Below are 26,807 nucleotides of genomic sequence, written 5' to 3'. Positions count from 1 at the left end.
GTGTTCGGAGTCGTGGTGTCGGAGGGTTAGGTCAGTTGCAGGGTGGTGATGCAGGTCGGGTCGTCACTGTTCATCGTGGAGATGTCTGCCGTTCCCGCCTGGCCGTCGTATTCCACGGTGAGGGTCGCCGTTGTGCCGCGGGGTACCCAGATGCCGATGAAGCCATTGTCGTAGGTCTGCCGCACCTCGTCGACGAGCACTTCACCGTCATCGCCGGTGAGCGTGACCTGAACCTCAGCATTGGCGAGCTCACCGAGGCAGGTGGTCAGGCTGTGGAAGTAGCAGTCGTGGGTTTGATCTCGGTAGGGGGCGATCGAGATGTATACCTCGTCATCGGGCATCGGCAGCTGTGTTTCGCGTTCTTGGTCATCGGTGAGGACGAGTGCATCCGGCTGCACGGACGCGATCAGATCGGCGGGGCGGTCAGCGACGGGCATCGTGTCGAGCCGTTCGATGACCTGCGCGGCATCGAGGCCGTCCAGGTCGTGTGCCGCCAGGAAGTCGTTGTCGACTGATTGAGTGCCCGCCGAGGGCGAATCAGATTCGGGTGAAGACGTCGTCGTGGAGCATGCGGTGAGAACGAGACCGGAGACGAGCATGACGGTCGCGGCGACAATCAGCTTCCGTCGTCGCGGAGTGGTGAGGTGAGACATGGCGTGATCCTTCGAAGAGTGATGGGGGTTGGCGCCGGGGCTGTCGCCCCGGCGCCAACCGGGATGACCGGTCGATCAGAGGGTGGCGAGGAGGTCTTGCATCTGCTGGATCTCGGTGGTCTGGGCGTCGATGATCGTCTGCGCGAGCTCGACGGCGTCAGGGTTGCTGCCGTCGTCGACTTGCGTCTGGGCCATCTCGACCGCTCCCTCGTGATGGCCGATCATCTGCTCCAGGAACAGCTTCGACGCCTCGGTACCCTCAGCTGATTCGAGGGCGGCGAGATCATCCTCGGTCATCATGCCGTCTCCGTGATCCATCCCGTCCGTCTGGTGCTCTTCGGGGTTCACGCCCCAGGCGTTCAGCCAGCCCTGGAGCTGTTCGATCTCGGGACCCTGGGCGGCTTTGATCGCCTCGGCCAGTTCGACCACCTCGGGGTAGACGCCGTCCTTGGCGAGGACGATGTCGCTCATCTCGATGGCCTGCTCGTGGTGGACGATCATCATCGAGGCGAACATCACGTCCGCATCGTTGACGTCCGCCGCCTGTTCGGACGAGCCGTGATCCATGCCCGGCATCGAGTCTTCCCCGCTTCCAGTCGAGCATCCAGCCAACGTGAGGGCAGCGGAGAGGGCGAGTGCTGCGGTCGCCGCAGTACGAAACTTCATGAGTGTTCTCCAGTATCTACAGTCGCTTCGGTGACGCGGCGCCCGCAAGGGTCGCCGCGTTAGTGAGTGAGTGAGTGAACCGGTAGCTCTGGTGTGCGCCGGTTCATCTCTCGATCACGTGCGACTGATACAGAGAACGTGTAACAACGGCGCCCTGCTCACCTGCCTGTCGATGCCGCGCCACACGAGCAACGGTCGGGGCACGGTACGCATCCACCCCGGAAGGAGCCGCGGCGGCAGCAGGACCAGGAGGACCAGCAGCAGCGCAAGCACGCATGCCATCGCCATACCGAGATGATCGCCAGCACCGCAGTCCGCGCATGAGGCACCGGGATCGCCGAGCGCACCATTGGGCTCGTGATCACCGACCGCGCCGTGATGGGCTGCGCCTGCATCGACGACAGAAGCCGATACGACGGCCGGCGCGTGGGCGGCAGGGGTTCCGTGCAGGTTCAGCGTGTGCATCGCTAGCAGTCCGAAGATGATGGTCGCTACCAGCAGACCTCCGAGCACCACGCACTGGAAGAAGCCCCGGAGGCCCTTCCTGCCGCGCGCTGCTGCCACTGATGCCACGCACCCCAGTTTACGGGCTCCGTGTGGATCGAGTCTGCGCCGGAGCGGTCGGGAGCGACCGAGGCTGCTGGACCCGCGGGGTACTGGACGGGTGGCTGGGCTACCAGACTCAACCCGAGTGGAATACCCCAGGGGGGGTATATGGTTGGAGGTGCAGAAGTGGTTGAGACCGTCAGGAGGACCCGATGCGTTTGTTTGCGATCCGCGACTTCCGGCATCTGTTCAGCGCGCAGATCATCGCATTGTTCGGTACCGGGTTGGCGACCGTCGCTCTCGGCCTGCTGTCCTACGAACTCGCCGGCGCGAGCGCGGGGGCGGTGCTCGCGACGGCGCTGACGATCAAGATGGTCATGTACGTCCTGATCGCTCCGCTGGCGGCGGCCTATGCCGACCGCCTCCCGAGACGGATGTTCCTGACCCTGCTCGATGTGGTGCGCGCGATGGTGGTGCTCGCGTTGCCGTTCGTCACGGAGATCTGGCAGATCTACGTCCTCATCGGTGTCTTGCAAGCAGCCTCCGCGGCATTCACGCCGACATTCCAGGCAGTCATCCCCGATATCGTGCCCGAGGAGTCCGACTACACCCGGGCGCTGTCCGCGTCGCAGGTGGCATACACGATGGAGAGCCTGCTCAGCCCGGTTCTGGCTGCGGTGGCCCTGACGTTCATGACGTTCAACTGGCTATTCGTGGGCACCTCGGTGGGCTTCGTGCTCTCCGCCATCCTGGTGCTCTCCACTCGCATCCCTAACGCTGCCCCGAGTGGGCAGGCGGGCGCCTGGAACCGCGTCACCTCGGGCATGAAGGTCTTCTTCTCCACTCCGCGCCTGCGCGGCGTCATGGCCCTGAATCTGGTGGTCGCCGCAGCCGGATCGATCGTCGTCGTCAACACGGTCAACTACGTTCGAGATCAGCTCGGCGGCACGCAGGCCGACGTCGCCTGGATGCTCGCAGCCTCCGGCGGCGGCACACTGCTGGTCGCGCTGTTCCTGCCACGCGTGCTCGATCGGATCGCCGAGCGGGTCGTCATGATGACCGGTGCCGTCGTGCTGCTTGCCGGCGTGTTGGCTGCCGTAGCGATGACCGCCGCCCAGGCGATCTCCTGGACGATCACGGCACCCATCTGGGTCGCCATCGGAGGCGGCATGGCCTTGATCGTCACGCCCACCGGACGGGTGATTCGCGGCTCGGCTCCCAAGCTCGAACTCCCTGCAGCCTTCGCAGCACAGTTCTCACTGTCCCACCTGGCTTGGCTCGTAACCTACCCGATTGCCGGATGGGTCGGCACAGCGTCCGGATTCACTCTCGCATGGTCGATCCTTGCGGCTCTCGCCATCACCGGCGCCATCGCGGCGCAGATGCTCTGGCCCCGCGAGAAGGGAACGAAGGCCATCGTCGCCGGCACTGACGCAGAAACGGCGACGGGCGACCCGGCGCTCCGTGAGGAGACCGAAGCCGCCGAAGGCACCCTCGCGGCATCCCAGTGCTCCTGCGTGCGCACCGCGTGAGCACGGAGCTGGCGGAAGGGGCATTGGTTCCGGGGATCGCGGCATGATGCTCGATGTGGTGCGGCAATCCGGCCTGTGGATCAGGTGCGGGTCGGCGCGGAAAGCACCTTCACGCTCGACGCGGCGATCGCGGAAAGTGAGGGGTAGCCGTTGATCTCGCACTGCGGGCACGGCGGGAACGACAACAGGCGCGGGGCGCGGGTCCCGCCGGTCTAGGCCGCGGCCGCCTCCGCATACTCCCGAACTCCGAGGCACTGGAGACCCTCGCCTACCGCTTCGCGATACTCGGATTCATCTTCTGTACGTTCACCCTTATCGCCGGGGTGATCTGGGCGAACGAGCCGTGGGGACGCTACTGGGGCTTCGGTTGGCGCCGCACGAAGTCCGCCGGGCTGTCGCTGATCGAGTTCGCCGCGGTGCTGTTCACCTTCGCGATCGTCAACCTCTTCTTCAAAGGCCTGCACGCCTACTCCGGCATCAGCTAAACACCGGGCGACACACCCACATCGAGCCGCCAACGGAGCTGCGCGGTGCTGGCCACGACCAGTTACTGGACCGATGCAAGCGGCAATCCGCGCGCCGCTGCTCGAATCGGCGAATTGTCAGTATGTCAGCGTTTACTGTATAGTTCAGTGCATGCTGACTATTGCTTCACGCCTCGACGTCATGAACCGGCTCGGCCGGGCCATGGCAGATCCGACGCGCTCCAAGATTCTAATGACTCTGCTCGACGCCCCGAGTTATCCGGGTGTGCTCTCCCGCGAACTGGAGTTGACGCGCTCGAACGTGTCCAACCATCTTACGTGCCTGCGTGACTGCGGGATCGTGGTCGCGGAGCCTGAGGGGCGACAGACGCGGTATGCGATCGCGGATCCGCACCTTGCCGCGGCACTCGTCGCGCTGGTGGATGTGACGCTGGCTGTCGATGAGCATGCGCCGTGCGTGGACTCGTCGTGCACGGTGCCGGGCTGCTGCGGTACAGGGGCGGACGCGTGAGTGCGGCGTGTGGCTGCGAGCACGAGCCTGCCGTTGCGGCGGATGAGCCCGAAGAGGTGGAGCGGCCCTGGTGGCGGGACCGCGGGATCATGGTGCCGGTCTTCTCCGGTGTTGCGTTCCTGACAGGTCTGGTCTTCGAGTGGTCCGTTCTCGAGATCCCGGCGCTCGTGCTGTTCTGGGCCGGCCTGTTGCTGGGCGCGTCGACGTTCACGCCCGGCGCGATTCGCAAGCTGTTCAAGGGCAAACTCGGCATCGGGCTGCTGATGACGATCAGCGCGATCGGCGCGGTCATCCTCGGCTACGTCGAAGAGGCCGCGGCGCTGGCGTTCCTGTACTCAATCGCAGAGGCCCTCGAGGACAAGGCGATGGACCGCGCCCGTGGCGGACTGCGGGCGCTGCTGAAGCTCGTGCCGGAGACGGCGACAGTGCTGCGCGACGGGGTGTCCGTGCAGGTTCAGGCGAAAGAGCTGACGGTCGGCCAGGTCATGGTGGTCCGTCCGGGTGAGCGGATCGCGACCGACGGGATTGTCCGTGCGGGGCGTTCCAGCCTGGACACCTCGGCGATCACCGGAGAGTCGATCCCGGTTGAGGTCGAGCCCGGCGCTGCGGTGTCGGCCGGCGCGATCAACAGCGCCGGCGCGCTGGAGGTCGAGACGACCGCGGCGGGCACCGACAACTCGCTCACCACGATCGTCGAGCTGGTGGAGCAGGCGCAGACCGAGAAGGGCGAGCGGGCGCGTCTCGCCGACCGGATCGCGCGGCCGCTGGTCCCGGGTGTGCTGATCCTCGCCGCCCTCGTCGCGATCATCGGGTCGCTGCTGGGCGACCCGGAGGTATGGATCACCCGCGCGCTCGTGGTGCTGGTCGCCGCCTCTCCGTGCGCGCTGGCGATCTCGGTGCCGCTGACGGTCGTGGCCGCGATCGGCGCGGCGAGCAAGTTCGGCGTGATCATCAAATCCGGCGCGGTGTTCGAGCGCTTCGGAACGGTCCGGCACGTCGCGGTCGACAAGACCGGCACCCTGACCCGCAACGAGCCGACGGTCACCGCCGTCCTCACCGCGGACGGCGTGACCGAGACGCAGGCACTGGCCTGGGCGGCGGCGCTGGAGCAGCACAGCACGCACCCCCTCGCCTCCGCGATCACCGCCGCCGCCCCGGGCGTTCCCGCGGCCGCGGACGTGACCGAGCAGGCCGGACACGGCATCGAAGGCACCGTCGACGGCGTGACGATCACCGTCGGCAGCCCCCGCTGGCTCGACGCCGGCGAGCTCGGCGACCGGGTCGCGCTTCTTGAGGAACAGGGCATGACCGTCGTGATCGTCCACCGCGGTGGAGTGGCGGTCGCCGCGATCGGTGTCCGCGACGAGCTGCGCCCCGAAGTCCCCGAAGTCGTCCGCACGCTCGCGGATCAGGGTATCGGCGTGACGATGCTCACCGGGGACAACGCCCGCACTGCTCGTGCGCTGGCTGCGCAGGCGGGGATCGGTGACGTGCGCGCGGAGCTGCGTCCCGAGGACAAGGCGGCCGCGATCGGCGAGTTGTCGAAGGCGGGATCGGTCGCGATGATCGGCGACGGCATCAACGACGCCCCGGCCCTGGCGTCCGCGGACATCGGCATCGCGATGGGGGCGACCGGCTCCGATGCAGCGATCGAGTCCGCGGACGTGGCCTTCACCGGCCATGACCTGCGTCTCATCCCGCGGGCGTTCGACCACGCCCGGCGGGGCCGGCGGATCATCAACCAGAACATCATCCTGTCGCTGCTGATCATCACCGCACTGCTCCCGCTGGCGCTGTTCGGTGTGCTGGGACTTGCGGCTGTCGTCCTGGTCCACGAGGTCGCGGAGGTCATCGTGATCCTCAACGGCCTGCGCGCCGCACGCACCCGCACACCACGGTTGGCGAGCTGATGCTCGCGACCATCGGCTCAGCGATCGGCCTGTTCGCTGCGACCAACATCGACGACATCGTCGTGCTCACGGTGCTGTTCCTTGCCTCCAGCCGGGGGAAGCCACGGCCGTGGCAGATCATTGCTGGCCAGTATCTCGGGTTCATCACCCTCGTCGTGATCAGCGTGATCGCCGCGCTCGGTCTCACGATCGTCCCGGACGAATGGGTGGGCTTCCTCGGTCTCATCCCGCTCGGCATCGGCATCTGGACCCTAGTGCGCGGCCTGCGCCGCAACGGCGACGATGATGACGACGACGTCAAGATCAGCGCAGTAGGCCTGTGGGGCGTCGCGGGGATCACGATCGCCAACGGGGCGGACAACATCTCCCTCTACACGCCGATCTTCCGCACCAGCACTCCCGGCGACGTCGTGATCATGATCGTCGTGTTCCTGATCCTCGTCGCCGTCTGGTGTGCCGCCGGACGCCTGATCGGCACGCACAAGGCGGTCACCGAGACGCTCGAGCGCGTCGAGCACTGGCTCGTCCCGGTCGTGTTCATCGGCCTGGGCCTGTTCATCCTGATCGAGTCCGGCGTCATCGTCCGTCTCTTCGAGGTCCTCGCATGACTCCGGACACGAACGCAGACGTTGAGTCGGCATCGGAACAGCGGCCGCAGAGGGGGCGCTGGCGGCTCACTGCCTGGGCACTCCTGATCGCCGTGGTCGTCGTCTTCATCGATCAGGGGACGAAGGCATGGGCCGAGGCCACTCTGTCGGAGCACGAGCGCATCCCGCTGATCGGCGACCTGCTCGGCCTGCAACTCGCCTACAACCCCGGCGCGGCATTCTCCTTCGGCGAGGGCTCCACCTGGGTGTTCGCTCTCATCGCCGTCGCGGCCACGGTCACCGCGATCGTGTTCGCCTTCCGAGTCCGACGCCCCGGATGGGCGATCGTGATCGGTGCGCTCGGCGGGGCCGCAGCCTCGCACGCCGGCGACCGGCTTTTCCGCCAACCAGGATTCGCGCAGGGGCACGTCGTGGACTTCCTCGCCTACGGCAACTGGTTCATCGGGAACGTCGCCGACATCGTCATCGTCATCGCCGCGATCGCCGGAGCGCTCCTGATGCTCCGCAGCGCCGAGAACTGAGAGGACCATCATGGAGATCACACTGCAATACTTCGACGGCTGCCCGAACTGGGAGGTACTCGACCACAGGATCGCCGAAGCACTCCACGGGCGCACCGATGCAAGCATCATCCGTCAACGAGTCGGGACCACGGAGGAAGCAGTTCGTCTCGGGTTTCACGGTTCCCCGACGATCCTCATCGACGGCATCGACCCGTTCGCCGAACCAAGCGCGCCCGTCGGACTCGCCTGCCGCGTCTTCCGGACACCGAACGGGCTTGCCGGGTCACCGACCCTCGAACAGCTACATGCGGTGTTCTCTGAAGCGCGTAGCTGAGCATCGCGAGTTCCCGGGCCCGCGCAGCTCGGCGTGCGCCCGAAAAAGTGCTAGCGAAAGTGCTAAGCAACCTGTAGCTCGGGGTAGCTCGGTGGAGTTATCCACAGTTCACGTGCTGTAGATCGTTGACTTTATGCGGCAGAACGTCATACCGAGATTCGCGGCGCGAGGGGGTCGAGATCAGTTCAAGTCCCCCCTCGCGCACAGTTCAAGATGGCCCGGTTCCTTTCGAGGAAGCCGGGCCTTCTTCTTTCCGGCTCCACGACGGGACCTCCTCTCCCGGGTCAGCTTCGTTTCATTGAGGAGTACGACAGCCCGATTCGTGATCCGGAGCCTCCCGTCACCGCACCGGCAGGTACCGACTCAGGTGCTCGAACGGCGGCTGCGACGAGAGGTGCGACACGGCCGCAGACCCCACGGCGCACGCGGCTTCGAGAGCGTCGGCGGGTGCGTGCCCTGTGCGCAGCGCGAGCACGAGTGCCGCGCAGAACGCATCGCCCGCGCCGACCGTGTTCACGGCCTCGGCGGGGATGCCGTCGGCCCGGGTGATCTCCTCGCCACGGCGATACAGGGCGGCGCCGGCCGCGCCGTAGGTGACCGCGACGAGTTCGGCCTCAGCGAGCTCGGGCATGAGCTCGCGCTCGGTCTCGTTCACGATGAACAGATCGACGCGACTCAGCAGCGCTTCGGGTAGCGGCTGGGCGGGAGCGGCGTTGACGGCGATGAAGCCGGGCGCCCTCGCAGCGACCTCTTCGACGATGCTGAGCGCGATCTCCAGTTGCATGAGCACCGCCTCCTCCTCTCGGAAGGTCACGCCGTCGAGACTCACCCGATCATTCGCTCCCGGGCACACCGCGATCTGGTTCTCGGCGTCGGAATCCACGACGATCAGTGCCGTTCCGGTCGGGGCATCGACGGTGCGGAGGTCGGTGGTGTCCACCCCGGCCCGATCCATCTCGTCTCGGGTCCAGGCCCCGTCGGCGTCATCCCCGACGGCGCCGATCATGCGGACTCTCCCGCCGAGCTTGGCGGCGGCGACGGCCTGATTCGCGCCCTTCCCTCCCAGGTCTCGGGACAGCCTTCCGCCGGCGACGGTCTCACCTGCGGTGGGGAGGCGATCGACGAACGCGGTGACGTCGACGTTCGCGCTGCCGACGACGACGAGTGAGGGAGAGACAGGGGTGGTCATGGCGGCGGCTTTCGGATCGTGGGATGGGGTAGGCAACGACGACGGTGCACCCGACTTGACGTTCCTGCAAGAAAGTGTAAACGTTTACGCACGAACATCTGCAAAGGAGCACCATGACCACTCCCGTCCTTCTCGACTGCGATCCGGGCCACGACGACGTCTTCGCGATCTGGCTCGCGGCCGGAAACGACGCCATCGACCTGCGCGGTGTGACGACCGTCGGCGGCAACGGCTACCTCGAGCACACGACCCGCAACGCGCGGATCGCCCTCACGGTCGCCGGGGTCACGGACGTGCCGGTCGCCGCCGGTGCCGACAAGCCCCTCACGCGTGAACTGACCCCCGGGGCGTGGATCCACGGCGAGAACGCGCTGGGCGGTCCGGTGCTCCCCGAACCCACGGTGCCGCTCGACCCCCGCCACGCCGTCGACTTCCTCGCCGACACGCTCGCCGCTTCGTCGGAGCCGATCACGCTGATCCCGACCGGTCCGCTGACGAACATCGCGCTCCTGCTGCAGCAGCGCCCCGAGGTCACGTCGCAGATCAAGGAGATCATCTGGATGGGCGGCTCGACCGGGCGCGGCAACGTGGGCGCGTACCCGGAGTTCAATGCCTGGGCCGACCCCGAAGCCGCAGCCGTCGTGTTCGCCTCCGGACTGCCGCTGACGATGGTCGGGCTCAACATCTCCCACCAGGCCCTCATCACCGAAGAGGTCATCCAGCGCATCGGGGCGGTGGGCAACGACACCGCAGCCTTCGGGGTCGAGCTGCTCCGGTTCTTCTGCAGCACCTACGAGAAGGCGGAGGGCATGCCCGAGGGCCCTCTGCACGACCCCATCACCGTGGCCATCGCGATCGACCGCGCCGTCGCCTCCGTGCAGCGCTGCCATGTGGACATCGAGACCACGGGCGAGTTCACAGCCGGTGCGACCTGCGTCGATCTCCACGACATGCTCGGCAAGGAGCCGAACACCGACGTCGCGATCACCCTCGACGTGCCGAAGTTCTGGAACCTGGTCACCGACGCCGTCGGCGCGCTGGCATGAGGTTCAGTGCGTAGCGGCGGGCGTCGTCGACTCGGCCACGCGCAGACTCGGCGCGAGGCGACGGAGCACGTACGGGGCCTCGGGGTCTTCCATCCGTCGCACCAGGGCCTCGGTCGCCTCCTGGGCGAGCCCGTCGAACGGCTGCACGACGGTCGTCAGCCGCGGTTCGCAGACGTCGGCGAGCATCGTCCCGTCGAAGCCCGTCACCTGCACATCGGAGGGAACGCTCCTGCCCGCGCGCTTCAACGCCGCGATGGCGCCGGCCGCGACGAGGTCGTCTCCGGCGATGATCGCGTCGGGAAGAGGCCCGCGGGCGAGCAGCTCTTCCGCGGCCCGCTCTCCGAAGGCGAGCAGGTACTCGCCGAAGATGTTGTCCTCGCGGGACAGCGACCGGGTGCGGACCGTGGCCTCGAACGCGGCCCGTCGCTCACGGCCCACCGAGGTGACGTCGTTGCCCGAGACGAGCACGACCCGACGCGCTCCGCGGGAGGTGACGTGGTCGACGGCGAGATCGATGCCGGCGTCATTGTCCACTCCAACGAAGTCGGCGGACAGGTCGATCACGCGGCGGTCGAGCTGCACCAGCGGCACTCTGCGGGCGGTGTCCGCGACGGCGTCGTACGAGAGCTCGGCATCGGACGGCACGACGAAGATCCCCTCGACGCGACGTTCGACCAGCATGCGGAGACGTTCGCGTTCGCGGTCGACCTCGCCGTGCGAGTCGGCGATGACGAGATCGAAGCCGCGGCGCTGCAGATGGTCTTCGAGGCGGTGGATGAGCTCGCCGTAGAAAGGGTTGCTGATCACCGGGACCACGACGCCGATCGTGGCACCGCTGCCCGCCCGCAGTCCGCGACCGATGAGATTGACGCGATAGCCGAGACGCTCGGCGACCTCGGCCACGTGCTCGGCGGTGCGGCCGGAGACGCGGTCCTTCCCGTTGAGGGCCCGCGAGACGGTCGCGATGGACACCCCGGCGGCTGCCGCCACCTCGTGCAGCGTGACCGACGCCTTCTTCACCACGACCCGACCCCCCATCGGTGCCGCCGTCGACACCATCAGTCAAAGATATGGCGTGCGTAAAGGATTACGCACGCGATCAGCCCCTGATCAACCACCGACAAGCCCCCCCACCAGACACGAAGAAGTGAGCAATGACCAACCACACAGAAGCTGTTCGCACCCGGACGAACGTGGTGGCGCTGATGATCGCCCTCCTCGCCGCCTGCCTCGCGTTCCAGCTCAACGCCAGCATGCTGAGCCCCGCGCTGGTGACGATGGAGCGCGAACTCGACGCCACCTCCACCGAGATCGCCGCGACCCAGACGGTGTTCTTCACAGCTGCCGCGCTGTTCACCCTGTTCCTCCCCCGCCTGGGTGATCTGATCGGACGTCGACGGGTTCTCGTCGGCATGCTCGTGGTGATGGCCGTGGGCTGCGTCGTGGCGGCGCTGGCCACGAACGTCCCGATGCTGTTCGTCGGCCGGCTGATCCAGGGCGTGTCGGGACCGGTCGTTCCGCTCTGCCTGATCATGCTGCGAGCCGCGGTGAAGGATCCGAAGGCGTACGGCACCCTCCTCGGTGTCGTCACCGCCGTCAACGGAGGGATCGCCGGAGGTGACGCTCTGCTCGGCGGATATCTGGCGACGAACCACGGCTTCGCGTCGATCTTCTGGACCATGGCGGGTGTGGCGATCGTCGCCGCCCTGACCGTGCGCCTGCTCGCTCCGGAGACCATGGCCGATGACCGTCCCCGCATGGACTGGTGGGGGTCGCTGCTGCTCGTCGTCTCGGTGGGATCGATGCTCGTCGCGCTCAACGAGCTCGGCAAGCTCGCCGGCGCGGACCTGCTGCTCGTCGTCGTCCTCGGCATCGTCGCGGTTGCATCCTTCGCCGCCTTCTGGAAGCTCGAGGGACGGATCGCGGATCCGCTCGTGTCGATCCCCCAGCTGAAGCAGAGGGCTACCTGGGCACTGAGCGCGACCTCGCTCCTGACCCTGTCGGGGATCTTCGCGATCATGAACGGCGTGGTCCCCGCACTCGCGCAGGACACCGCGATGAACCTCTCGATGAGTGCGGAGGAGGTGTCGCTGTGGATCCTGATGCCCTACGCCCTCGCCGGGCTCCTCATGGGTCCGCTCAGCGGTCGGCTCGCAGCCACGGTCGGATACCGCACGATGCTGCGCATCGGGCTGGGCGGAACCGTGCTCGTGCTCGGACTCATGGTCGCCAACGTGGAGACCTCATCGCGATTCGTGCTGCTCCTCCTCTCGATCGCGGTCGGGATCACCTACGCGGGAATCGGCAACATCATGCTCAACGGTCTGGGTGTCGTGCTCTCGCCGAAGGATCGCCCCGGTTCACTCCCCGGCCTGAACACCGGCGCCATCAATCTCGGCGCCGGGCTGAGCTTCGTCGTCATCTATGCGGCGCAGACCTCCTTCGCCTCGAGCGAGGTGCCGGCGGGCGGGTATGTCGCGGCGCTGATCACCGGGGCCGTCATCCTCGTCGGCGCGCTGGTGTTCTCGATGTTCATCCCGAAGCCGGTGAGCGCGGAACTGGTGCGCCGGTAGGTTGCGTAGCGCTCGGACCCCTGCCCTTATCCGGGCGGGGGTCCGAGGTGGTTCCGAGGGGTGGGTCGTGAAACATCCGTCTGCAGGACGACATCGTCCCTACCCTCGGCGGATGCCGTACGCCGTCGTCGGCGCGACGATGGAAGTTCCCGTCCTCAGGGAAGGCATCCCGTGACCTCACGCACCCCCAGTCCTCGCTTCGCTCTCGCGCTCGCCGCCGTCGGACTCAGCACCTCGGCGCTCGAACTCGCGGCCTGCGCTTCACTCGCCCCCTCTACGACGTCCTCCACGAGCATGGGGTCCCTCCCCGACGACACCGATGCCGATGCCGATGCCGATGCCGATGCCGAGGCCGAGGCCGACACCGTCGCCTGACCGAGGGCACCGGAACCACGCGGAGAATCGACCCGGCATGCGGGAGCGAGTCGTCAGCCCAGCGGACCTTCGAGAACCGTGAGGACGTCGACCTCGGTGAAGCCGACCGATCGGTTGAGGGCGAGCATCGGCGCATTCGTCGGCGCCGTGTAGGTCTGCAGGAATCGTGACGCCGAGCTCTCCGGGAGGGTCATGAGCAGTCGCAGATTGGCGACCTTCAGGGCCCGGCCGATGCCGCGACCTCGCACCCGCTCCTCGACGAAGGTGTCGTCCTGCAGCACGATCGTCGGGTCGGGCCGGGACAGCAGGATCTCCGTGTAGCCGACGGCGTTCCCCTCGATTCGTGCGACGCTCCGCACGAGCGCATAGCCCTGCTCCGACATGCGCTGCTCGTTCCGGCGAACCGCTGCGACGTCGGCAGCTGCTGCAGTTCGGGTGAGGTCGCCCATCGGCACGTCGTCCGACATGTGCGTGCGAAGCCGCGCCCAGTCGGCGAGCAGCGCGTCCGGACACGCGCCGACCCACGAGACGACCTCGATGTCCGGGTGCGCAGCGGGCAGGCTTTCGAGCGTTCCCGCCGGCAGGGGCAGGTCGACCACCTGCCGGCTCTCGCGTATACCGACCCGCAGCCCCTCCGACTGCGCGAACGAGACCCCCGCTTCGGAGTACGTCTCGGTGCGCACGAGTGTGGCGGTGCCGCGCACTGCGTCGCGGACAGCGCGGAGCAGGGCGCGGGCGATCCCGCGGCGACGGAAGCGATCGAGAACGGCGATCTCGACGTCGGCCGGATCTCCGGGGTGCACGTGGGCCTCTGCGGCACCCACCGGCACTCCGCCGATCTCCGCGAGCAACAGCACTGACCTGCGGGTCGGATGCGGGTTCTGGAACTGCCGACGCGTCGCCTCATCGCTGCGAGACCACACCTTCCGGCGTCCGGCCGCGTATCCGCCGCTGAGGATGCCGTTCCACTGGTTCAGCAGCGCGGTGTTCTGCGGGTCGACATGCGTGATGCGGATATCCATCGAAGGTCGTGACGCTCTCGGCTCGGGGTCGGACGGTGCCTCATCCAGGTTGCCACGCGGTTGGGCCGATCGCTCGACTCGTGGGTTCCCCGCGGCATCTGACAGGGTGGGTGCAGGACCTGTCCCCGACGATGAAGTGGTGAGCGATGAGTGGATCTGAGACCTCGGGGGTGACGGTCGAGGGCGTGTCATCGCGGTGGTCGCCCTGGTGGCTGACATCCGGCGGGCTGTTCGTCGTCTCAGCTCTGCTGGCAGCTTTCCGCAGTCTTCCCGGGTCCCTCGATGTCGAGGCTCTCGTCGGGATGTCGACAGCGGCCACCCTCGCCTTCAGCCTCGCGCTCGTCGCCGCCGGGATCGGAGCTGCGCGCCGTGACGACACCCCGCGGTTGCCGAGGGGTGCGGTCGTCTCCCTCTTTCTTCTCGCGGGCTGGCTGCCCATCGGTCCGCTGTTGCTGACGGCATCGTTCGACTTCAGCTCCGCCGTGCCGATCTACGTGAACGCCCTCGTGGAACTGGCGCTGTCGGGGACGATCGTCGCCGGAGTCCTGCGCAGCACGCTGGTGACACCCTGGAGGCTCATCCCGGCGATCGCGCTCGCCGCGGTGGTGCTGGGCTCGCTGATGGAGTTCGCCGTCATGTCGGGCGGCGTATCCGACCAGAACGCTATGATCACGGTCTCCAACGTGCTGATCTTGACGCGCATCCTCGCCACCGGAGCCCTGGCCGCCGTGGCGCTCCGGGCCGCGCGTGCTCGGCCCGGAGCGGTGGTCGTGTTCGGCGGTTGACCCGTCAGGCGGTGATCGTCACGCAGCGATCGTCAGGCAGCCGAGACGTACCCCTTCGAGGAGTCGTCGTCGACCAGTACGTAGGTGAGCACGCCTGCCGCATCGCCGCCCGTGTGTCTCCACACCCTTTCGTGTGCTCCGGTGGCGTAGTCGAGCACGATCCAATCCGGGGCGTGCGGGTCGCGACGTCCGACCACATAGGACGTGCTGCCGAGACCGACGGACCCGAGTCGGGCGATGAACTGGTCCCCGCTCAGTGTTTCGGGTGGAGTGCGGCACAGCTCGGTCGGGCGGATGCGCATCGTCAGGTCGGCCTTGCCAGCCCTCCCCCTCATGCGACGTCTCCGGCGCGGACACCGAACTCGCTGGTGTCGTCGAGACCGTGCGCGTCGAGATAGGCGCGGATCGTGTCATGGACGATGTGGATCTGGGCCTCGTTCCCCATCGCGGCCTGCATCGTTCCCATCGTGGGGGCGGGCTTGCCGTTGACCCGGTCGAGAGCCTCCCAGACGATGTCTTCGCGGGAGCCTCGGCCCATCGAATGCGGCATCGAACTGAACACCGGGTTCGGCTTCCAGCGGTCTCGGGTCTCCTTCATCAGTGCTTCCTCTCGTCTCGCCGGGCGCCGTCGGATGCGGGCGCGCTCGGTCCTGTGCGCGGGCGCGCCGAAGCCACCCTGGGGCGATGCGCCCCCGATGGACGGCATGCTCGTCCTGCGGCCAGGTGCCTTCCCGAAGAGCTGTCGGATGTCGATGAAGGGAAAGACGATCTGGCCGTCCGGTTCCCTCCGACAATATCACGTTATTTTTAGTCATTCAAAATAACCGCGGGGGACGCCGCGTGATGGATACGACGAGAAGGCCCGATCCGTGAACCGGATCGGGCCTTCTCGTCTGGCAGGGATCAGTCGCGCGGTGCGTCGTTCCAGGACCAGATGTCGTCGCCGCGCAGCACGGCATCGGCGCCGCCGTCGCAGTAGATGGTCTGGCCCGCCATGTGGGTGTTGGCCGGGCTCGTCAGCCACACGAGCAGCTCGGCGATCGAGGATGCGGGCTGGTGGTAGTTCAGCGGCATCGGCACGGCGGCGTCGACCTGCGCCAGTCCCTCAGGGCTCGCGAGCAATCCGGCGGTCATCGCCGTGATGACGGTTCCCGGTGCGACGGCGTTCAGGGGGATGCCGGCGCCCGCCCATTCCTCCGAGACGGACGCGCGGCGGACCCACCGCGACAGTGCGCGCTTGCTCGAGGAGTAGTTCAGGAACCCGCCCTCCGCCGTGGCGGCGAGCTGGTCCCCGATCTCGAGCGCGCGGTTCTCGTCGCCGCTCAGTGCTGCATCGACGAGATCAGCCGAGACGGGCTGCAACGAGGCCATCGAGGAGACCACCGCGGCACGAGGCTGGTCCGCCAGGCTCAGGCTCGGCAGCAGGGCAGTCAGGAACTCGGTCACGCCGAAGTAGTTGATGGCCATGGTCTTGGCGATGGGCGCCGAAATCCCGGCGCATGCGATGACCGCGTCGATGCCTCCGTCGGCAGCCGCGATCACCGCGTCCGCGGCGGCGAGGCGGCCTGCGGGCGTCGACAGGTCGCCCGTGACCTCCACTCCGGCCAGATCGACGCCGATGACGGAGTGTCCCTGCGTGCGCAGCAACTCGGCGGTGGCGGCGCCCATACCGGATGCGGCGCCGGTGATGACATACGTGCGGGTCATTTTTCCTCCAGGGGTGATGGGACGAGATCGGACGACCGGGATGTGGTCGCGAGCGTCGCCCCGGGGAGGGCGGCGACGAATCGGCTGAGGTGAGCCTGGAACTGGGTGATCTCCTGCACGGACCACCCTGCGAGAGCTCCGCCGACCATCTGCTGCCCGGCGTCGACGAGGCGCGCATACGCCACCTGGCCGGCATCCGTCAGCCGTACATCGACCGTGCGTCCTGATCGGATCCGGTCGAAGAATCCTCGAGCCGACATGCGCGAGACCAGCTTCGAGGTGGTGGGACGTGACAGTGCCGCCCGATCGGCCAGGCGGCCGAATCCGAGGGAGCCTCCGCTCATGCCGACCAGATACAGGGCCCGCACCTCGAGAGCGTCGAGGGAGTCGTCGACGCTCTCGGCGATCCGCACCTGCAGTTCGCTCTGCGTCCACTCCGCGACCACTCGGACCAGCGCGTCACGGATGTCATCGAGCTCGTCGTGGACAGCCATGTCTCAATGGTAACAGCTCAGTTGCGTGCGGCAACTATTGGCTTCCGTGGCCTCAGGTCCTCACCCCGGCAGGGTGAGGACCTGAAGAATCCCCCTAGAACGACGCGGACTCGCGCTCCTATACTCGCCAGAACATGAACACGTGGTCTCCGACCCGGCCTCATCACTGATCCATCGACCTGTCGGCGGCCTGCACTCCTTCGTTGCCCTTGTGGCTTCCCCACGAAACGAGCACCATGTCGACGACGTCACAGCCCATTGAGGGTCGACTGCGGAAATTCCTCCTCTCCCTCGTCGCGGTCTTCGCCCTGGTCGGCGCGGGCCTCGTCGTTCCCCTCGCAGCCCAGGCGGCCGAGTCCTCGCTCCGCATCGACAAGCGCGTCGACGGGCTGGATACGCAGGACACCCTCGGCCCTGGAGATGAGTTCACCTACACGGTCGACCTGGTCTGCGACGACGTCGACTGTCTCAACGTCGTGCTCACCGACACGCTCCCGGAGGAGTTCGCGGGGTTCCAGTTCGTCGGATCCTCCTATACGCCGTCTGACCTGCCGCTCACCGCGACCACCACGGGGTGCGTCGAGGAGAACGGCGTCCCCGTCGAGGTCAGCGACGACTGCACCGTCCGCGTGGTCTTCCAGCAGCCGGTCGATGGCGGCATCGGGCTGGAAGCGGGCGGGACCCTCAAACTCAGCGTGGTGCTCCGGGCACCCCTCGATCTGCCCGCGGACTGGCAGCACAACGGCGACACCGTCACGAACACGGCATCGGCCGACTGGGACAACGGTCCAGGCGACCTGCCGGCGACGATCACGGACTCCGCGGATGCGGTCGTCACGGTCGACACCGTCATCGGGGTCGAGGCGAGCAAGAGCTGGACGCCCGCGTCCCAGCAATTCGATCCGGGCGAGACGTCGGAGATCACGCTCGGCGCGCAGAACCAGTCGAACATCGGCGCGGAGACGCTCGTCATCCAGGAGCCGACGACGGCAGCCGACGGCGCGACGACGCTGGCGTCCGACAACCCGTTCCGCGTCGTCGACTTCCAGGGATTCGGGGCGACGACCCTGCCTCCGGCAGCGACAGCCGTGCAGGTCGACGCCTATGTCTACGACGAGGGATCCGGCACATGGAGCTGGCAGGCGGGCACGCCAGGGGCCACCCCGGCTCTTCCCACCGGTGTCGACCCGGCAGACGTCGGGGGCATCCGGCTGACGTACTCGGGCGGCACGATCGGCTCCGATGCGACCGCGTCCACGGCGTTCTCCGTCGGTCAACGCGCCACGGATCGCAACGACGGCAGCACGCTCGCGACCGGCGACTCCGTCACCAACAGCATCACCTCGACCGTCAACGCCCCGGGCGGAGCGACGGCGAGCGACGACGCCACCGCGCCCTACGAGATCGGACCGCTGACGATCGGGGTGCTCGCGGGCAAGACGATCACCCCCGCCGAGCTCGCGGCAGGGGGCGAGGCGACCGCCGAGCTCACGGCGACCAACACCTCGAACGGTCCCGTGGACAGCCTCACCATCTCGGATCTGGGCTTCTTCGACGCGGACATGGTGTTCGGCGGATTCCCGTCCGGCATCGACTATCCCGCGGGAGCGACAGCGGGAACCATCACCTGGTACATCGACGGAGTCGCCCAGGCGCCTGTGCCGTTCGCCGACTCCGCGTCTCCGGCTCCGCCGTCGGGGACCGTCACCGGGTTCGTCATCGAGTTCACGGGGGAGATCCCCGCGAACGCGGCCGCCACGATCGACGTCGCGATCGACCCTTCCCTCTCGTTGGTGAGTACCGAGGCGCCGACCCATCAGCGCACGAACACGATCGACGTCACGGCTACGAACGACGTGGGAACGGCAGATGACTCCGCCTCCGCCGACATCGCGGTCTACTTCCCGCAGATCGATGTCGCGCTCGACAAGCGGATCAGCCCGAGGGGTGCGGTCGAGCCGGGGAACAGCGTCGTCGCAAGTCTGACCGCCACGACGGCGACAGGTGTGGCGCAGGTCGATCCGACGCAGATCGTCGTCGAAGACACCTGGCGTGAAGACCAGGTCGACGACTTCTGGAACGCGTTCGACCTCGTGGGCATCGCCCCGACACAGGTGCCGCCGAACACCACGGCGACCGCCGAGTACCAGCGCCCGGACGGCACTTGGGTCACGCTCGCCACGGTGAGCACCGGAGCGACGGCGCAGACATTCCAGATGAGCCGCGCGGAGTTCGCAGCCGCCCTCACACCTCCGGACACGCCCGCAGACGTCACCGGCGTCCGCTTCACGTTCGACAATCCGGACGGCTTCGCCCAGGGCTTCAGCGTCGAGCCGAACCTCGTCTTCGAGGCGCGGACGGACCTGCGCGACGGATCGGGCCCCACCGACCCGCGTGACGATCCCGAAGACGAGCAGTCGGCGCAGCGACCCACCGTGTACGAGAACGAGGCCACGGCGCAGAGCCACGGCGATGTCGACGGCCTCCCCGACGGCATCGACAGCGCCGTGGTCACCGATCAGGACACGATCGGCGTCCAGACGCCGGCGACCGGCGAGGGCGCGGGAGTCGACGCCGAGAAGCGCTGGGTCGAGACCGGAGACAAGACCACCGACGTCGACTTCGTCGATGCGCAGTCCGGCGCCATCGTGTCCACCCGCAACGAGTGGCGGACGGGGACCCCGGGGATCGACGTCCTCAACCTGACGGATCCCGCGACCGCCCTGGACACCGATCCCGCCGGCGCGGCGACGACTGTCTTCCAGGCGTTCGATCTGCTGAGCATCGACCCCGTCACCCTCGCCGACGATCCGCTGCTGGCCTGGGACGACATCACCGAGGTCTGGCTGTTCGTCGACGGCGCGTGGACACCCATCTCTGCGCCCGGCGGTTCGTGGATGGGAGCGGACGGGTTCATCGGCTACACCCTCACCCCGGAGCAGACCGCCGGAACCACCGGTGTGCGGCTCGTCTACCGTCCGGATGACGCCGCCCGCACCGCCAGCTCCGACCCGACCAGGCCGGAACCCGGCTCCGGGCTCGCCACCTCCGCCGTCGGACAGTACCGACCGACATTCCTCACGTGGGAGCTGCGCAACGTCGTTCGTGACGACAGTGCCACCGCCGACCGCTGGGTGAGCGCCGACCAGACCTTCAACGACGCCGACCCCGGAGTCGTGTGGAACACGCTGCGCGGGGATTGGACCTCGGCGGCAGGGAACGGCAGCGACACGGAGCGCGACAACATCACGCTGATCGATCAGCCGCCGCTCGTGTCCGTCGACAAGACCGTCACGCCGGCGACCGTGACGATCCCGGAGTCGGCTGATGTGGACCCCGCGAACTATCCGACCGTGATGTTCGACATCGCCGCCAGGAACGACAGCACAGCCCGCGCATCGTACGTGCGCGTGACCGATCCGATCCCGTGCACGCCCGGAGCGGCGGACCAGTGTGTGAGCGCAGCCGATGCCTGGGCGGATGACCCCTTCGACGGGGCCGACTACGACGCGGGGACGAACCCCTACGAACGGCTCGACGTGCTGTCGCTCGCGTTCAGCTACCCTGCCGATCAGGTCGACCCGGCGACCTCCACCGTCACGCTGTGGGATCGCGCCGACGGCACCCTGAGCACGCGCACGATGTCCGTCACGGCAGCGTCAGCGCTCGCCGAAGCCGACCTCGCGACCGTGGTCGGTGTCAGTGTCGTCTTCCACGGCATCCACCCCGAGACCGACGGTGGAAGCATCCGTGCCGGAGAGGCTCTCGAGGTGCAGATCGAGACGCGCGTGCGACAGTACGAGCGCTCGGATGCCGGCCAGCTCGTGGAGCCGGGCGCTGTCGCCAATGACGTGATCGCCCAGTCCTATGATCCGGTGCTCACCCCGTCCGGCTCTGCGTCCAGGCCCAACGACACGGCCAGGGACACGGTCGAGTTGATCGGTGCGCTCCTCGATGTGACTCTCGCGAAGACCATCACCCCGGACGCGATCCTCGAGACCGAGTTGGCGAACCCGGTCACCGTGACGCTCGATGCGACGGACGGCGTCTCGACGGCCGCCACGCAGCAGGTCACGATCACCGATGCGGACGCCGACTTCTGGAACACCGTGCGCCTCGCCCCCGATCCGGCACTGAGCGTGGTCCTCCCCGCCGGCGCCGATCAGGTGCGCATCGACGTCCTCGTCGGGACGACCTGGGCGGAGGGAGTCTTCGCTGCGACGGCCGCTTTCCCCGCCGGAATCGATCCGGCGACGGTGGTCGGGGTGAGGGCTGTGTTCCGCAACGCCGCGGGCGACGTGTTCTCCCGCAACGCGCCACCGGACGACTGGACTGCTCAGCTCTCCTTCGACGTCGTGGTGCTCACCACGCAGCGAGACGGTTCGCCCCTGGTGCTGCCCGCCACCGTCCCGAACGCGGCGACCGCGGAGAGCGCGAGACTCGACGGCCTCTACCCTGCGGCAGAAGACCAAGGCGACGCCGAGCTCGCCATCGACCCGGGGACCCACCAGCTCGACGTCGTGAAGTCGCAGCCGGGAACGAGTCATGTGGTGTCCATCGGCGCGAGCCTGCCCTGGACGCTGCAGTTCACCAACACGGGAACGGGCTTCGTCACGATCGACCAGCTCACCGATCAGCTGCCGGAGTACCTCGACTGGGACTTCTCACCGCCCACCTATCAGACCTCTGCGGGAGGAACGCTCTCCACCGACGTGTCGGCTCTGATCGACGACACGGGCAAGAACGTGACGTTCACCTGGCCCGAGGGCGGTGACCGCATGTCTCCCGGCGAGGTCTTCACGATCACGGTGAACCTGGTGCTGGCTCCGGGGCTCGCTCTCGATCAGTTCACGACCAACAGCTTCGTCGTCACCACCGCTGAGGACCTCGACTCCTGCACCAATGCCTCCGGCAACGGCGAGGGCACGGTTCCGGATCTCGCCGCCGACCAGTGCGGGACGACGAACTACGTGCAGCCATCGCCCGGTGGCGCGCTCGCCGCATACAAGTACGTCAAGGGTGAGATCGACGGCGATCTGGTCGATGGGCAGGTCAACCTGAACAATCCGGACGCTGCCTGCCCGCTCGACCCCGATGGGTACACGCGCACCCCCTGCGCCGCGTACACGGCCGTGGGTGCGACCGACGACTGGCGGCTGTCCGTCGTGAACGGGGGCACCGTCGGGTTCCCGACCGTGTCGATCGTGGATCCCCTGCCGAGGATCGGTGATCGTCTGCTCGCGACCGGCACGGCGCGCAACAGCACCTACGCGCCGGTGCTCCTGCCCGACTCGCTCACCGCGAACGTGCTGCCCAGCGGTGCGGTGTTCACTCTCGACGTCACCACCTCCGCTTCCCCGTGTGTGGGCACCGGACCCACCTCTGCGTGGTTCGACGACCTGCTCTGCGACACCACGGCAACCTGGACTCCGGCCGACTCCTACGGCGGAGCGTGGGAGGACGTCACCGGCATCCGCGTCATGATCGACTTCACGGGTACCGCCACCGGTTCGTTCGGCCCCGGCGACGTGCTGTCTTTGCACTACGAGACGCAGAACGTGCCCGAGTCCACCACCTACCCCGACCTCGCCCCGATCGCCGTCCCCGACGCGGGCGGCATCGCATGGAACCAGATGGGCGCCGTGGGGACCGACGCCGGGGGCCGGGAGTACTCGGTGGCCCCTGTGCAGGCCGGGGTCCTGCTGCAGGACGGCGATCTCGCGGTGCAGAAGGTCGTGGTCGGCGACACAGGGCGGGCGCCCACCACCTTCGACTTCCGACTCGAATGCTCGGTCGCGGGAGTTCCCTTGGCGCTCCCCGCCGGCGGGATCATCACCGTCTCGGAGCAGAGCCAGCTGAAGGGGCGGCTCGACGCTCTGCCACTGGGCTCGACCTGTGTGGTCTCGGAGGTCGGAGACGTCGGAGCCCACGGCGAGCAGTCCCGACTCGGAGACGGTCAGACCGTGACGATCACGACACCCTCGGTGGCGGACGCAGAGCCGCCGACGACCCAGACGGCGTCCATCACCAATGTGTACCCGATCCTGCCCCCCGAACCGGTCGTGCCCCCCGGCCCGCTACCGGACGGTGGCGGCGGGCTCCCGACGACAGGGGTGGACGGAGCCTCCGCGTCGCTGCTGGCCGGTATCGGGGTGCTGCTGCTCCTCGCGGGAGCGGTCCTGATCCGTCGTCGGCGAGGTGCCGTGAGCTAGCCCTGGGCGTCAGGTGCACGAACCGTCGACGTCGCAGGACTCCCCGGTCCGCTCCGCCCCGCCGGAGATCGACGGGGCGGAGTATGGAGTCTGCTCGGCGAGGAGTCGCCCCAGATACGTCCCGAGCGCCAGCTCGTCCACGGCGCCGAACGCGATCTGCCGCACGCGCCCCTCCCTGTCGACGATCATCATCGACGGCGTTCCTCTGAGGCCGTAGTGCTGCATGGTGGCGGGGATGGCCTGACCGTCGATCGGGCGGTCGATCGCCACGGGGAACTCGATACGGTACTCCGACAGGAACACCTCGAGCGCCTCCCTTCCCATGACCTCGTGATGCTCGAACACGGTGTGAAGCCCCAGGACCACGAGCTCGCTGCGGTCGAACATGCCGTGGAGGCGCTGAGCGAGGGGAAGTCCGTGGCTCACGCATCCGGGACACAGCATCTGGAAGGCCTCGACCACCACCACCCGTCCGTGGAGCGATTCCGGGCTGACCGGAGCGCTGTTCACCCATTCCGACACGTCGAGGGTGAACGCCGCCGTGTCGACGGTCGACTCAGGCACGCGCGTCCTCCTCGCGTGCCGGCAGCCGCTCGGCGACATACTCGGTGAGGTCTGCCAGGCGGTTCGAGTACCCCCACTCGTTGTCGTACCAGGCCGAGACCTTCACCTGATCGCCGATGACCCGGATGAGTCCGGCGTCGAGGATCGACGAGTGCGGGTCGGCGACGATGTCGGCGGAGACGATCTCCTCCTCGGTGTAACGGAGGATCCCTTTGAGCGGGCCTTCGGCGGCGGCGCGGTACGCGGCCTTCACCTCATCCACAGTCACGGGCCGCGAGGCGGTGACCGTGAGGTCGGTGATGGATCCCGTGAGCACCGGCACCCGCAGCGCGAAGCCGTCGAGCTTGCCCTCCAACTCGGGGATGACACGGCCGATCGCCTTGGCCGCCCCTGTGCTGGTCGGCACGATGTTGACACCGGCTGCGCGCGCGCGCCGCAGGTCGGAGTGCGGGCCGTCCTGAAGGTTCTGGTCGGCGGTGTACGCGTGCACGGTCGTCATCAGTCCGGCCTCGATCCCGAACGCTTCGTGGAACACCTTGGCCACAGGGGCGAGGCAGTTCGTCGTGCAGGAGGCGTTCGAGATGATGTGGTGCCGTTCGGGATCGTAGGTGTGTTCGTTCACGCCCAGGACGAAGGTTCCGTCGTCACCGTTGGCCGGGGCCGAGATGATCACCTTCCGGGCTCCTGCCGCCACGTGCTTCGCGGCGAGTTCCGCTTTCGTGAAGAGCCCGGTGGACTCGATCACGATGTCGACACCGAGCTCGGCCCAGGGCAGGCGGAGCGGATCGCGCTCCGAGAACACGCGGATCGCCTGTCCGTTGACGAAGAGGTGCGCCTCATCATGCTGCACGGGTCCGGCCAGGGTGCCGTTCGCCGCGTCGTACTTGAGCAGGTGCGCGAGCGTGCGCGTGTCGGTGAGGTCGTTGACGGCGACCACCTCGAGATCCGATCGCTTCGCGAGCAGGGCTCGAAAGTAGTTCCGTCCGATGCGACCGAAGCCGTTGATGGCGATCTTCGTGGACATAGTGCTCCCTCCTGTGCCGATTCCGGCGTGATGATATTTTTGGCCTATGCCAAAAATATCACGGCCGGAAGACGTCGGCACGGATCCGTGCACTCGCGAGCGGAGACGACCGCGAGATCCAATGCCGGAATACCGAGGGGTGGGGACGATCCGAGAGCCGATGATGATGATCGATCGTCAGAGCAGGGGAAAGGGACGTTCATGACCAGGAGCCGAGGTTCCATCGACAGCATCGTGCGCTATCCGGTGAAGGGACTCTCCGGCGTGCCGGCACGCGACCCCGTTCGTCTCGATCCCGGTCGTGGTCTGCGCGGGGACCGGGCATTCGCGATAGCCCGCCGCGACTCGACTCCGAGCTCCACGGGATGGCTCTCTCGCGAGCACTTCTTCCACCTCGCCCGCCACGAGCACCTCGCCCGCATCTCACTCGGCCTCGTCGAGGACGGCTCCGACTCCCCCGCCCTGGTCGTCGAGACAGCGGAGGGTATGGCGCGAGGAAAGCGAGGGTCGTCGCTCGCCGGCGAGGTCGAGGCGTTCGATTCGGCCGCCATCGACGACCTCCTGCGTCGAACCCTCGGAGCGGATCATGGCGAGCCCCGCCTGGTCGAGGCCGCCTCCGATGGACTCTGGGATTGGGAGGACGCGCATCTGTCGATCATCAACCTCGCGACCCTCGAGGAGCTGGAGAGGGAGACCGGTGTTCCCGTCGATCGTCGCCGCTTCCGGGCCAACCTCTACCTCACCGGGCTGGCCCCGTTCGAGGAGTTCGAGCTCGTGGGAGCGCGCATCCGCGTCGGGGAGGCCGAGCTCGAGGTGTTCCAGCCGACCGACCGCTGTCGCGCCACCACCATCCGCCCGGTCGAAGGGGTGTCCGACCTCAATGTGCCCGCGCTGCTGGCCAGCCGCTACGGCTACGCATTCTGCGGCGTCTACGCGCGGGTCATCGGCGGAGGCACCGTGCGTGTGGGTGACGCGGTCCGCGAGGAGCCCGGGGCCGTCGCACGTCTGGAGGGCAAGCCCGGGTGGCCGCGCGCTGCCCGGGTGCTGGCCAGAGAGCACGAGTCCGACGACGTCGTCAGCCTCTGGCTTTCGGACCCCCTCGACCTGCTCACGACCGCTCCTCCGGGAACCCACGTGCGGGTGCACCTTCCGGACGCTCCGACTCCCAACTGGCGGTCGTACACGATCTCAGGAACCGCACCGGGGCGGTTCCGCATCAGCGTGAAGCGGGACGGGCGCGTTTCGACGATGCTGCACGATGTCCGTGAGGTCGGCGAGACGATACTCGTCTCGGGGCCCCACGGCGTCGGGGGCGACGATGCATCGAGAGATCTCCTGCTGATCAGCGGAGGAATCGGTATCACTCCCAGCGTGGCTCTGCTGCGCTCGCGCGTCGCGCGACGCGGAGCAGGACGAATACGAGTCGTGCACAGCGCGCGTAGTTCGACGTCCCTGCCGTTGTGGGCGGAGGCATGCAGGGCGGTCGCCGAGCTCACGGACGCTACGGCACAGCTCCATGTCACCGACACGCCGGCGCCGGAGAGCTGCGAGGGTTTCACGGCCATCGAGGGGCTGATCGATGCCACGGCCCTGGCGTCCATCGTGGCCGACCTGGATCTCGAGCAAGCGGATGCCTCGGTATGCGGTCCGCCGACTTTCGCTGCCGCCATGCGCGCCCTGCTCGTGCAGTCGGGGTTCGCTCCCGAGCGTGTCCACGTCGACCTCTTCTCCTCTCCGGCGAGTTCGGAGTGGGGGCCGCCGCGCGTGCCTCGCGCCGACGTCCCGTTGCGCGTCGATTCGGCTGCGGGCTCCTTCGTGTGGGAGCCCGCGGCGGGAAGCCTGTTGAACGCCGCCGAGAGTGCGGGTCTCGACTGGCCGAGCGAATGCCGTGTCGGAGTGTGCGGTACTTGCGTGCGTACCGTCACACACGGTGAGTTCGAGTATCTCAACGAGCCGTTGTGCGAGCCGGGGCCAGGGCGCGTCGCCGTCTGCAGTGCCGCGCCGCTGACCCCTCTGCGCCTGGACGGCGCGGCTCCCGGAACGTGACTCCGGGGCACTCCGCTTCGGA

General features: G+C 67.8%; 24 protein-coding genes and 1 pseudogene. 13 read left to right on the top strand and 12 right to left on the bottom strand.

Features of this window, described 5'->3' with window-relative positions; translation table 11 throughout:
- Window positions 1–26: 26 nt before the first annotated feature.
- From MOX01_RS01300 to MOX01_RS01290, 3 genes are all read right to left on the bottom strand, one after another.
- Window positions 27–653, bottom strand: a complete 627-nt coding sequence (locus MOX01_RS01300; RefSeq protein WP_046747999.1) for a CueP family metal-binding protein — start codon at window positions 651–653, stop codon at window positions 27–29.
- Window positions 654–728: 75 nt separating this feature from the next.
- The gene (locus MOX01_RS01295) at window positions 729–1,319 is read right to left on the bottom strand and encodes a DUF305 domain-containing protein (RefSeq protein ID WP_046748000.1); all 591 of its coding nucleotides are present in this window, start codon (window positions 1,317–1,319) and stop codon (window positions 729–731) included.
- A gap of 114 nt (window positions 1,320–1,433) precedes the next feature.
- Window positions 1,434–1,892 (bottom strand): DUF6153 family protein, encoded by a 459-nt coding sequence (locus tag MOX01_RS01290; protein ID WP_230977764.1) that lies wholly within the window; start codon window positions 1,890–1,892, stop codon window positions 1,434–1,436.
- A gap of 185 nt (window positions 1,893–2,077) precedes the next feature.
- Here MOX01_RS01290 and MOX01_RS01285 point away from each other — a divergent pair, with 185 nt between their 5' ends.
- From MOX01_RS01285 to MOX01_RS01255, 7 genes and pseudogenes are all read left to right on the top strand, one after another.
- Window positions 2,078–3,397 carry an MFS transporter gene (locus tag MOX01_RS01285; protein ID WP_046748002.1) on the top strand — a complete coding sequence of 440 codons (1,320 nt, stop codon included), beginning with the start codon at window positions 2,078–2,080 and terminating at the stop codon, window positions 3,395–3,397.
- Window positions 3,398–3,537: 140 nt separating this feature from the next.
- Window positions 3,538–3,882, top strand: a pseudogene (gene ccsA / locus MOX01_RS01280) (cytochrome c biogenesis protein CcsA); the annotation flags it as partial.
- Between the two features lie 151 nt (window positions 3,883–4,033).
- The gene (gene cmtR, locus MOX01_RS01275; protein WP_046748181.1) at window positions 4,034–4,393 is read left to right on the top strand and encodes a Cd(II)/Pb(II)-sensing metalloregulatory transcriptional regulator CmtR; all 360 of its coding nucleotides are present in this window, start codon (window positions 4,034–4,036) and stop codon (window positions 4,391–4,393) included.
- A complete protein-coding gene (locus tag MOX01_RS01270; RefSeq protein ID WP_141368127.1) occupies window positions 4,390–6,303 on the top strand; it encodes a heavy metal translocating P-type ATPase in 1,914 nt (637 codons plus the stop codon). The genes cmtR and MOX01_RS01270 overlap by 4 nt, the downstream gene beginning before the upstream one ends.
- Entirely contained in the window at window positions 6,303–6,911 is a 609-nt protein-coding gene (locus MOX01_RS01265) for a cadmium resistance transporter (protein WP_141368126.1), read from the top strand. The genes MOX01_RS01270 and MOX01_RS01265 overlap by 1 nt, the downstream gene beginning before the upstream one ends.
- Window positions 6,908–7,432, top strand: a complete 525-nt coding sequence (locus tag MOX01_RS01260; protein WP_046748004.1) for a signal peptidase II — start codon at window positions 6,908–6,910, stop codon at window positions 7,430–7,432. Before MOX01_RS01265 ends, MOX01_RS01260 begins: the two co-directional genes overlap by 4 nt.
- 10 nt (window positions 7,433–7,442) lie before the next feature.
- On the top strand, window positions 7,443–7,748 hold the full coding sequence (locus MOX01_RS01255; protein ID WP_046748005.1) for an alkylmercury lyase: 306 nt from the start codon (window positions 7,443–7,445) through the stop codon (window positions 7,746–7,748).
- Window positions 7,749–8,088: 340 nt separating this feature from the next.
- On the opposite strand, the gene MOX01_RS01250 is transcribed toward MOX01_RS01255, so the two are convergent.
- Entirely contained in the window at window positions 8,089–8,937 is an 849-nt protein-coding gene (locus MOX01_RS01250) for a ribokinase (RefSeq protein ID WP_141368125.1), read from the bottom strand.
- Between the two features lie 113 nt (window positions 8,938–9,050).
- Between MOX01_RS01250 and MOX01_RS01245 the strand changes: the two genes are divergently transcribed.
- Window positions 9,051–9,983: a nucleoside hydrolase gene (locus tag MOX01_RS01245; protein WP_141368124.1), complete on the top strand. Its 933-nt coding sequence runs from the start codon at window positions 9,051–9,053 to the stop codon at window positions 9,981–9,983.
- A 3-nt stretch (window positions 9,984–9,986) separates the two neighbouring features.
- Here MOX01_RS01245 and MOX01_RS01240 read toward each other — a convergent pair whose 3' ends face one another.
- Complete coding sequence (locus MOX01_RS01240) at window positions 9,987–11,042, bottom strand: LacI family DNA-binding transcriptional regulator (RefSeq protein WP_141368123.1); 1,056 nt, start codon at window positions 11,040–11,042, stop codon at window positions 9,987–9,989.
- A gap of 95 nt (window positions 11,043–11,137) precedes the next feature.
- On the opposite strand from MOX01_RS01240, the gene uriT reads away from it, so the two are divergent.
- A complete protein-coding gene (gene uriT, locus MOX01_RS01235; RefSeq protein ID WP_141368122.1) occupies window positions 11,138–12,556 on the top strand; it encodes a uridine transporter UriT in 1,419 nt (472 codons plus the stop codon).
- A gap of 171 nt (window positions 12,557–12,727) precedes the next feature.
- Window positions 12,728–12,931: a hypothetical protein gene (locus MOX01_RS01230; RefSeq protein ID WP_141368121.1), complete on the top strand. Its 204-nt coding sequence runs from the start codon at window positions 12,728–12,730 to the stop codon at window positions 12,929–12,931.
- 53 nt (window positions 12,932–12,984) lie between these two features.
- On the opposite strand, the gene MOX01_RS01225 is transcribed toward MOX01_RS01230, so the two are convergent.
- A complete protein-coding gene (locus MOX01_RS01225) occupies window positions 12,985–13,953 on the bottom strand; it encodes a GNAT family N-acetyltransferase (protein WP_141368120.1) in 969 nt (322 codons plus the stop codon).
- Between the two features lie 146 nt (window positions 13,954–14,099).
- Between MOX01_RS01225 and MOX01_RS01220 the strand changes: the two genes are divergently transcribed.
- A complete protein-coding gene (locus MOX01_RS01220; RefSeq protein WP_141368119.1) occupies window positions 14,100–14,738 on the top strand; it encodes a hypothetical protein in 639 nt (212 codons plus the stop codon).
- A 32-nt stretch (window positions 14,739–14,770) separates the two neighbouring features.
- Here the strand turns inward: MOX01_RS01220 and MOX01_RS01215 are convergent, their stop codons facing one another.
- From MOX01_RS01215 to MOX01_RS01200, 4 genes are all read right to left on the bottom strand, one after another.
- The gene (locus MOX01_RS01215) at window positions 14,771–15,073 is read right to left on the bottom strand and encodes a hypothetical protein (RefSeq protein WP_141368118.1); all 303 of its coding nucleotides are present in this window, start codon (window positions 15,071–15,073) and stop codon (window positions 14,771–14,773) included.
- Window positions 15,070–15,336, bottom strand: coding sequence for a hypothetical protein (locus MOX01_RS01210; RefSeq protein WP_141368117.1), 267 nt, complete (start codon window positions 15,334–15,336; stop codon window positions 15,070–15,072). The genes MOX01_RS01215 and MOX01_RS01210 overlap by 4 nt, the downstream gene beginning before the upstream one ends.
- 305 nt (window positions 15,337–15,641) lie before the next feature.
- On the bottom strand, window positions 15,642–16,445 hold the full coding sequence (locus MOX01_RS01205) for an SDR family oxidoreductase (RefSeq protein WP_141368116.1): 804 nt from the start codon (window positions 16,443–16,445) through the stop codon (window positions 15,642–15,644).
- The gene (locus MOX01_RS01200; protein ID WP_058630918.1) at window positions 16,442–16,939 is read right to left on the bottom strand and encodes a MarR family winged helix-turn-helix transcriptional regulator; all 498 of its coding nucleotides are present in this window, start codon (window positions 16,937–16,939) and stop codon (window positions 16,442–16,444) included. The genes MOX01_RS01205 and MOX01_RS01200 overlap by 4 nt, the downstream gene beginning before the upstream one ends.
- 236 nt (window positions 16,940–17,175) lie before the next feature.
- Here MOX01_RS01200 and MOX01_RS01195 point away from each other — a divergent pair, with 236 nt between their 5' ends.
- Window positions 17,176–23,151 carry an LPXTG cell wall anchor domain-containing protein gene (locus tag MOX01_RS01195; RefSeq protein ID WP_141368115.1) on the top strand — a complete coding sequence of 1,992 codons (5,976 nt, stop codon included), beginning with the start codon at window positions 17,176–17,178 and terminating at the stop codon, window positions 23,149–23,151.
- Window positions 23,152–23,160: 9 nt separating this feature from the next.
- On the opposite strand, the gene MOX01_RS01190 is transcribed toward MOX01_RS01195, so the two are convergent.
- A complete protein-coding gene (locus MOX01_RS01190; RefSeq protein WP_141368114.1) occupies window positions 23,161–23,715 on the bottom strand; it encodes a peroxiredoxin family protein in 555 nt (184 codons plus the stop codon).
- Window positions 23,708–24,739, bottom strand: coding sequence for a type I glyceraldehyde-3-phosphate dehydrogenase (gap, locus tag MOX01_RS01185; protein WP_141368113.1), 1,032 nt, complete (start codon window positions 24,737–24,739; stop codon window positions 23,708–23,710). Before gap ends, MOX01_RS01190 begins: the two co-directional genes overlap by 8 nt.
- Window positions 24,740–24,940: 201 nt before the next feature.
- On the opposite strand from gap, the gene MOX01_RS01180 reads away from it, so the two are divergent.
- Window positions 24,941–26,785, top strand: a complete 1,845-nt coding sequence (locus MOX01_RS01180) for an MOSC domain-containing protein (protein ID WP_170224072.1) — start codon at window positions 24,941–24,943, stop codon at window positions 26,783–26,785.
- The last annotated feature ends 22 nt before the right edge of the window (window positions 26,786–26,807 follow it).

Source organism: Microbacterium oxydans (assembly GCF_006540085.1).
Classification (GTDB): Bacteria; Actinomycetota; Actinomycetes; order Actinomycetales; family Microbacteriaceae; genus Microbacterium; species Microbacterium oxydans.
Note: the sequence above shows the minus strand (reverse complement) of the source record. Positions and strands in the feature narration are given on the sequence as shown.

Excerpts from the sequence above, each read along its gene's own strand:
- MOX01_RS01300 (WP_046747999.1), bottom strand. The coding sequence starts at position 653 with ATGTCTCACCTCACCACTCCGCGACGACGGAAGCTGATTGTCGCCGCG.
- MOX01_RS01295 (WP_046748000.1), bottom strand. The coding sequence starts at position 1,319 with ATGAAGTTTCGTACTGCGGCGACCGCAGCACTCGCCCTCTCCGCTGCC.
- MOX01_RS01285 (WP_046748002.1), top strand. The coding sequence starts at position 2,078 with ATGCGTTTGTTTGCGATCCGCGACTTCCGGCATCTGTTCAGCGCGCAG.
- cmtR (WP_046748181.1), top strand. The coding sequence starts at position 4,034 with ATGCTGACTATTGCTTCACGCCTCGACGTCATGAACCGGCTCGGCCGG.
- MOX01_RS01265 (WP_141368126.1), top strand. The coding sequence starts at position 6,303 with ATGCTCGCGACCATCGGCTCAGCGATCGGCCTGTTCGCTGCGACCAAC.
- MOX01_RS01260 (WP_046748004.1), top strand. The coding sequence starts at position 6,908 with ATGACTCCGGACACGAACGCAGACGTTGAGTCGGCATCGGAACAGCGG.
- MOX01_RS01255 (WP_046748005.1), top strand. The coding sequence starts at position 7,443 with ATGGAGATCACACTGCAATACTTCGACGGCTGCCCGAACTGGGAGGTA.
- MOX01_RS01250 (WP_141368125.1), bottom strand. The coding sequence starts at position 8,937 with ATGACCACCCCTGTCTCTCCCTCACTCGTCGTCGTCGGCAGCGCGAAC.
- MOX01_RS01245 (WP_141368124.1), top strand. The coding sequence starts at position 9,051 with ATGACCACTCCCGTCCTTCTCGACTGCGATCCGGGCCACGACGACGTC.
- MOX01_RS01240 (WP_141368123.1), bottom strand. The coding sequence starts at position 11,042 with ATGGTGTCGACGGCGGCACCGATGGGGGGTCGGGTCGTGGTGAAGAAG.
- uriT (WP_141368122.1), top strand. The coding sequence starts at position 11,138 with ATGACCAACCACACAGAAGCTGTTCGCACCCGGACGAACGTGGTGGCG.
- MOX01_RS01225 (WP_141368120.1), bottom strand. The coding sequence starts at position 13,953 with ATGGATATCCGCATCACGCATGTCGACCCGCAGAACACCGCGCTGCTG.
- MOX01_RS01220 (WP_141368119.1), top strand. The coding sequence starts at position 14,100 with ATGAGTGGATCTGAGACCTCGGGGGTGACGGTCGAGGGCGTGTCATCG.
- MOX01_RS01215 (WP_141368118.1), bottom strand. The coding sequence starts at position 15,073 with ATGAGGGGGAGGGCTGGCAAGGCCGACCTGACGATGCGCATCCGCCCG.
- MOX01_RS01210 (WP_141368117.1), bottom strand. The coding sequence starts at position 15,336 with ATGAAGGAGACCCGAGACCGCTGGAAGCCGAACCCGGTGTTCAGTTCG.
- MOX01_RS01205 (WP_141368116.1), bottom strand. The coding sequence starts at position 16,445 with ATGACCCGCACGTATGTCATCACCGGCGCCGCATCCGGTATGGGCGCC.
- MOX01_RS01200 (WP_058630918.1), bottom strand. The coding sequence starts at position 16,939 with ATGGCTGTCCACGACGAGCTCGATGACATCCGTGACGCGCTGGTCCGA.
- MOX01_RS01195 (WP_141368115.1), top strand. The coding sequence starts at position 17,176 with ATGTCGACGACGTCACAGCCCATTGAGGGTCGACTGCGGAAATTCCTC.
- gap (WP_141368113.1), bottom strand. The coding sequence starts at position 24,739 with ATGTCCACGAAGATCGCCATCAACGGCTTCGGTCGCATCGGACGGAAC.
- MOX01_RS01180 (WP_170224072.1), top strand. The coding sequence starts at position 24,941 with ATGACCAGGAGCCGAGGTTCCATCGACAGCATCGTGCGCTATCCGGTG.